The sequence below is a fragment of the Microcystis sp. LEGE 08355 genome (assembly GCF_015207185.1).
In the GTDB taxonomy this organism is placed as follows: Bacteria; Cyanobacteriota; Cyanobacteriia; order Cyanobacteriales; family Microcystaceae; genus Microcystis; species Microcystis panniformis.
In genome coordinates this window covers 1-5,159 of sequence record NZ_JADEXI010000334.1, presented here as the reverse complement: position 1 = coordinate 5,159, position 5,159 = coordinate 1, and the positions used below count along the sequence as shown (strand labels likewise).

3 protein-coding genes are annotated in these 5,159 nt (G+C 44.3%); 2 read left to right on the top strand and 1 reads right to left on the bottom strand.

The genetic code is table 11. The annotated features are described in order from the left end of the window. The coding region (locus IQ242_RS16175) for a hypothetical protein (protein ID WP_193960661.1) at positions 1-475 on the bottom strand (475 nt) is incomplete at its 3' end. Between the two features lie 391 nt (positions 476-866). Here IQ242_RS16175 and IQ242_RS16170 point away from each other — a divergent pair. Together IQ242_RS16170 and IQ242_RS16165 are read left to right on the top strand one after the other, a co-directional pair. Next, positions 867-2,384: an NAD(P)H-hydrate dehydratase gene (locus IQ242_RS16170; RefSeq protein ID WP_193960660.1), complete on the top strand. Its 1,518-nt coding sequence runs from the start codon at positions 867-869 to the stop codon at positions 2,382-2,384. A gap of 676 nt (positions 2,385-3,060) precedes the next feature. Then, a complete protein-coding gene (locus IQ242_RS16165; protein WP_193960659.1) occupies positions 3,061-4,866 on the top strand; it encodes an aspartate kinase in 1,806 nt (601 codons plus the stop codon). Positions 4,867-5,159 lie beyond the last annotated feature (293 nt).

Below are 5,159 nucleotides of genomic sequence, written 5' to 3'. Positions count from 1 at the left end.
GATATAATTCTGTGCGCGCCACATCTAATTCCGCCCATTCGGACTGGGCGACTAATTCGGCTAGAGAATCGGCAGAAATGGGACGACGGGAGTTAAGCGCCCACCAAAAATTCATATTAGGGGTGATACTGTTCCAAAACTCTAAAACCGAGGCTTTGGAAGCCATGAGAATTTCCTTGTCACCCTCCACGGCAACTAATTGATTATGAATTTCGGGATAACGGAGAGTGCGATCGCCCCATTGACAAACACGCCAGATAATACCCGAAACCTGATATTGTTGTTGATAATCATGAACTTGGCGGCGAAAATCCTGATAGGCGAAGACTTTGCCCACCTTTTCTAGATTGATCGCCTTGGCAATCACCGGATTATCAATGCGCTCCGCCGGGGAGAGTAACAGACGTTCCCCTTTGCAAGTGGCGTGCATTTCTCGATCGAGGATTTCAATTAACTGCTGTGTCGAGTAAGCCATACTACCGCTCTTACCTGAGAGAGGATTTCTCTTTATGATAAAATAATTTAGTAATTAGGGTTGGCTGAATAAATCTAAAAACCTTGTTGGATAAGACTTTTAGACTTTTTTGACCTCAAAAAGTGCCTAGCATTGGAGTGATCGGGGCGAAAATTCCGGGACTTTTTCCCTGAAAATTGGGTAATTGACCGTCTGAAAATGGGTAAAACCCTACACCCCCCTGCCCCCACGAAAAACTTTTTGCCGCAAACCCTAATTAAGCGACTACTTAACTGTTTTAAGGTTAGCAATTAACTTGGATAAAGCGATGTCAGGCTTGTAATCGATAATCAGGTGAACTTAATCCGAAAAAAAGTGATCTAGACCTGTTAACAGGCAATTTATCCCTCGAATGAGCTACAATTATCAGTCCAACGTGGTTAATAGCGAGCAGATGCGTCGCATCGAAGGGGCGATTTTTGCTTCCGGTATGCCTGTGGCCGCTTTGATGGAAAAGGCAGCCCTGTTAACGGCACAACAGCTTAAAAAGTCCTATTCTTTGGCTAATTTTCCCAAAATCGGCGTTATAGTTGGCCCTGGTCACAATGGCGGCGACGCTCTCGTGATTGCTAGAGAATTACACCTCGCCGGTTATCAAGTATCTCTTTTTTGTCCGATCGCCAAACTCAAGGATTTAACAGCACAACAGGCTAATTATGTCAAGCATTTAGGCTTAATTTTTCAGAAAACTTTAGAATCTTTGGAGGATTGTCAGTTAATTATCGATGGTCTTTTCGGTTTTGGTTTAGAAAGGACTTTATCGGGAGATATTGCCGAATTAGTCGATAAAATTAATAGTTGGCAAAAACCGATAATTAGTATCGATATTGCTTCAGGAATTCACACCGACACCGGAGAGGTTTTAGGCACGGCAATTAAAGCCACTCATACCTTTTGTTTGGGACTCTGGAAGCGCGCTTTTTTACAAGATTTGGCCTTACCCTATCTGGGTAAAGTGGAGTTAATTGACATAGGAATTAGTCCCCTTGACCTAGAAACAATTTTACAAGATTCACCGCCAATTCTGAGGGTTAATCCCGATCTAATTCGCCCTTATTTACCTTTACCCCGTCCTCTACTTACCCATAAATATCAGCAGGGACATTTATTAATTATCTGTGGTTCTCGTCGTTATGCAGGGGGGGCAATTCTCGCCGGATTAGGAGCGCGAGGTAGTGGTGTGGGAATGCTTTCTATTGCTGTTCCTGCTGCCCTCAAATCTTTATTAATTAGTCATTTACCAGAAGCATTAATTATCGATTGTCCCGAAACTGCCACGGGAGCTATTGCCGAACTTCCCCTGGAATTAAATAATTATCATGTCCTCGCCTGTGGTCCTGGATTAACCACAGAAAATCCCGCTATTATCGAACAGGTTTTAGATAGTGATAAGCCGATTATACTTGATGCCGATGCTTTAAATATTTTGGCTCAATTGGGTATAGGAAAATTATCATCTCGCCAGAATAAGACAATTTTAACGCCTCATTGGGGAGAATTTAAACGCTTATTTCCTCACTTATCAGGTTCTCAAGATAGGATTAATATCACTCAAAAAGCATCTCAACAAAGTGGTGCAATTGTCTTATTAAAAGGAGCCAGAACTATAATCGCCTCCCCGGAAGGGAAAATGTATATAATCCCCGAAAGTACTTCCGCTCTAGCGCGAGGTGGTAGTGGTGATGTCCTAACAGGATTAATTGGCGGATTCTTAACCCAAATGCCCGATAATGCCCCGGAAGCAACCGCATTAGCGGCTTATTTACACGCTCAAGCCGGCATTTTAGCAGCCCAAGAAAGGACGGAATTAGGAGTAGATGGAGTGACTTTGGCTAATTATTTATTGGCTGCCCTTAAAGGTTTAAATTAAAATCTGGGGGGAAACACACGCAACCCAAAAACCGAGTAAAATCGATAAAGGATTAAGTAGGTAGGTGTTAAAAATTGTCAGATTTCCACCCTACCAAGGGGGATTAAGGGAGTATCAGAATTGATAATTATTACTGTATCTAAGTAGGGAGGCACAATTATTTGTAGGATGGGTTAGCGGTAGCGTAACATGAGCGGGCGTTGGGTTTCATACTTCAACCCAACCTACGTTCATCTTATATTCAATTCCACCCACCTACTTAAGTAGGTAGGTGGGTGGAATTGTCAGATTTCCCCCCTTATCAAGGGTAGGGTTAATTCATGAATTAACCCTACCCTGAATCAGTCCTAAGATTAAGGGAGTATCAGAATTGATAATTATTACTGTATCTAACATTAAAATATCTTTCATAATACCCACCAAACCTAAGAGAGCCAAAATATTATTAATAGCATAAATGTACTGTATTTAAACTGCCTATTGACATTTTAGTACAAATGCTCGGACTGCCTCAACCTAGCTCCGGCGCTCCCTTCTCCGGTGCAGTCTTAAGGATTAATTCAGATAGTCGGCATTTGATAAAACATAAGGAATGTTAACCAAAACCACTTATCGTTAAGGAAGTTTGATAAGTTGGAGATTGAACAAAGATAGAAAGTCTCTAGCGCTGACAACTATGGCTGTAATTGTCCAAAAATACGGTGGTACATCGGTAGGTTCCGTGGAACGCATTCAATCGGTCGCTCAACGGGTCAAAAATACGGTAATAGCAGGAAACACCGTGGTGGTGGTCGTTTCTGCCATGGGGAAAACCACCGATGGATTGGTCAATTTAGCCAAACAAATCGCCGCCGAACCCTCGCGCCGGGAGATGGATATGTTATTATCCACGGGGGAACAGGTGACGATCGCCTTGATGAGTATGGCCCTAGAGGAAATCGGACAACCGGCCATCTCCCTAACCGGCGCTCAAGTGGGAATTGTCACGGAATCCGAACATAGTCGCGCCCGTATTTTAGAAATTAAAACCGATCGCCTTTCCCGTCATCTATCGGAGGGTAAAGTAGTTGTTGTCGCCGGTTTTCAAGGTGTCAGCGATAGTGATCAACTAGAGATTACCACCCTAGGGCGCGGTGGTTCCGATACCTCGGCCGTGGCCCTAGCGGCCGCCTTAAAAGCCGATTTTTGCGAAATTTACACCGATGTACCCGGTATTCTCACCACTGACCCCCGTTTAGTCCCCGAAGCGCGTCTTTTAGACCAAATCACCTGCGATGAGATGCTCGAATTAGCCAGTTTAGGGGCGAAAGTTCTCCACCCGCGAGCGGTGGAAATCGCTAAAAATTTCGGGGTTCCCTTGGTTGTCCGCTCCAGTTGGACAGATGAGCCTGGTACTTGGGTGACATCCCCGGCACCGAAACCGCGCACCCTGCAAGGATTGGAATTGACAAAAGCAGTGGATGCGGTGGAATTTGACGGTAATCAGGCGAAAATCTCCCTTTTACGGGTTCCTGACCGTCCCGGCATCGCTGCCCGTTTATTCGGGGAAATTGCCCATCAACAGGTGGACGTGGATTTAATTATTCAATCGATTCACGAGGGGGACAGCAACGATATCGCCTTTACAGTGATGGGAAATGCCTTAAAAAAAGCCCAATCCGTGGCCGAAGCGATCGCGCCGGTTTTACGTTCCCATCCCACTAATACAGAGGAAGCGGAAGTGATTATCGAATCCGGGGCTGCTAAAATCGCCATTACCGGCGCGGGTATGATCGGCCGGCCGGGAATTGCTGCCCAAATATTTAGCACTTTGGCCGCAGCGGCAATTAATATCGAAATGATCTCCACTTCTGAAGTAAAAGTCAGTTGCGTCATCGATGAAGCGGACGGAGAAAAAGCAATTAAAGTCCTTTGTGATGCTTTTCAAGTGGAGTATTCCGCTAAAGTTGCTAATCGCGAAATCCCTAAAAATTTAGTCCCAGTCAGGGGAGTGGCCCTAGATAATAATCAGGCCCAAATGGCCATTCGTAACGTCCCCGATCGCCCCGGGATGGCGGCGAGAATTTTCTCGGTTTTAGCGGCAAAAAATGTCAGTGTTGATATGATTATTCAATCTCAACGCTGTCGCATTGTCGATGGTATTCCCCGACGGGATATCGCTTTTACTTTACCCCAAGCTGATGCTAATTCCGCCCAAAAAATCCTTTTAGAACTATCGGAAAGTTTGGGTTTACAGGAAGTGGTGGTTAATAATGATGTGGCCAAAGTGAGCATTGTTGGTTCGGGAATGGAAGGACAACCGGGGGTAGCAGCACGCTTTTTTGAAGCTTTAGCAAAGGAGAAAATTAATATTTTAATGATTGCTACTTCTGATATAAAAATCAGTTGTGTGGTGAATCAGGAAGATGGAGTCAGGGCCCTACAAGTGGTTCACGCCGCTTTTGGATTAGCTGGACAGGGTAAAATTGAAGTACCCGCCTAAATGAAATTACAAGTTCTATGATAGAACGTAGGTTGGGTTGAAGCATGAAACCCAACGCTCGCTCATGTTACGCTGCCGCTAACCCATCCTACAAATAATTGTGCCTACCTACTTAAATGAAATTACAAGTTCTATGATGGGGGTAAGAGTTGTTTATATTGTTGGCAACTTATACCCCCAAAAACCAGATAAATAAGTTAACCCTCATCACCCCGATTTTATCTATGGAACCGATAACAGTGGCGACAATTGTTGCTTTGGTATTTCAGACTACTGTAGAAAAATTTACCGAA

What these genes read in the sequence shown, in the direction of transcription:
- IQ242_RS16165 (WP_193960659.1), top strand. Translation starts at nt 3,061, where the DNA reads ATGGCTGTAATTGTCCAAAAATACGGTGGTACATCGGTAGGTTCCGTG.
- IQ242_RS16170 (WP_193960660.1), top strand. Translation starts at nt 867, where the DNA reads ATGAGCTACAATTATCAGTCCAACGTGGTTAATAGCGAGCAGATGCGT.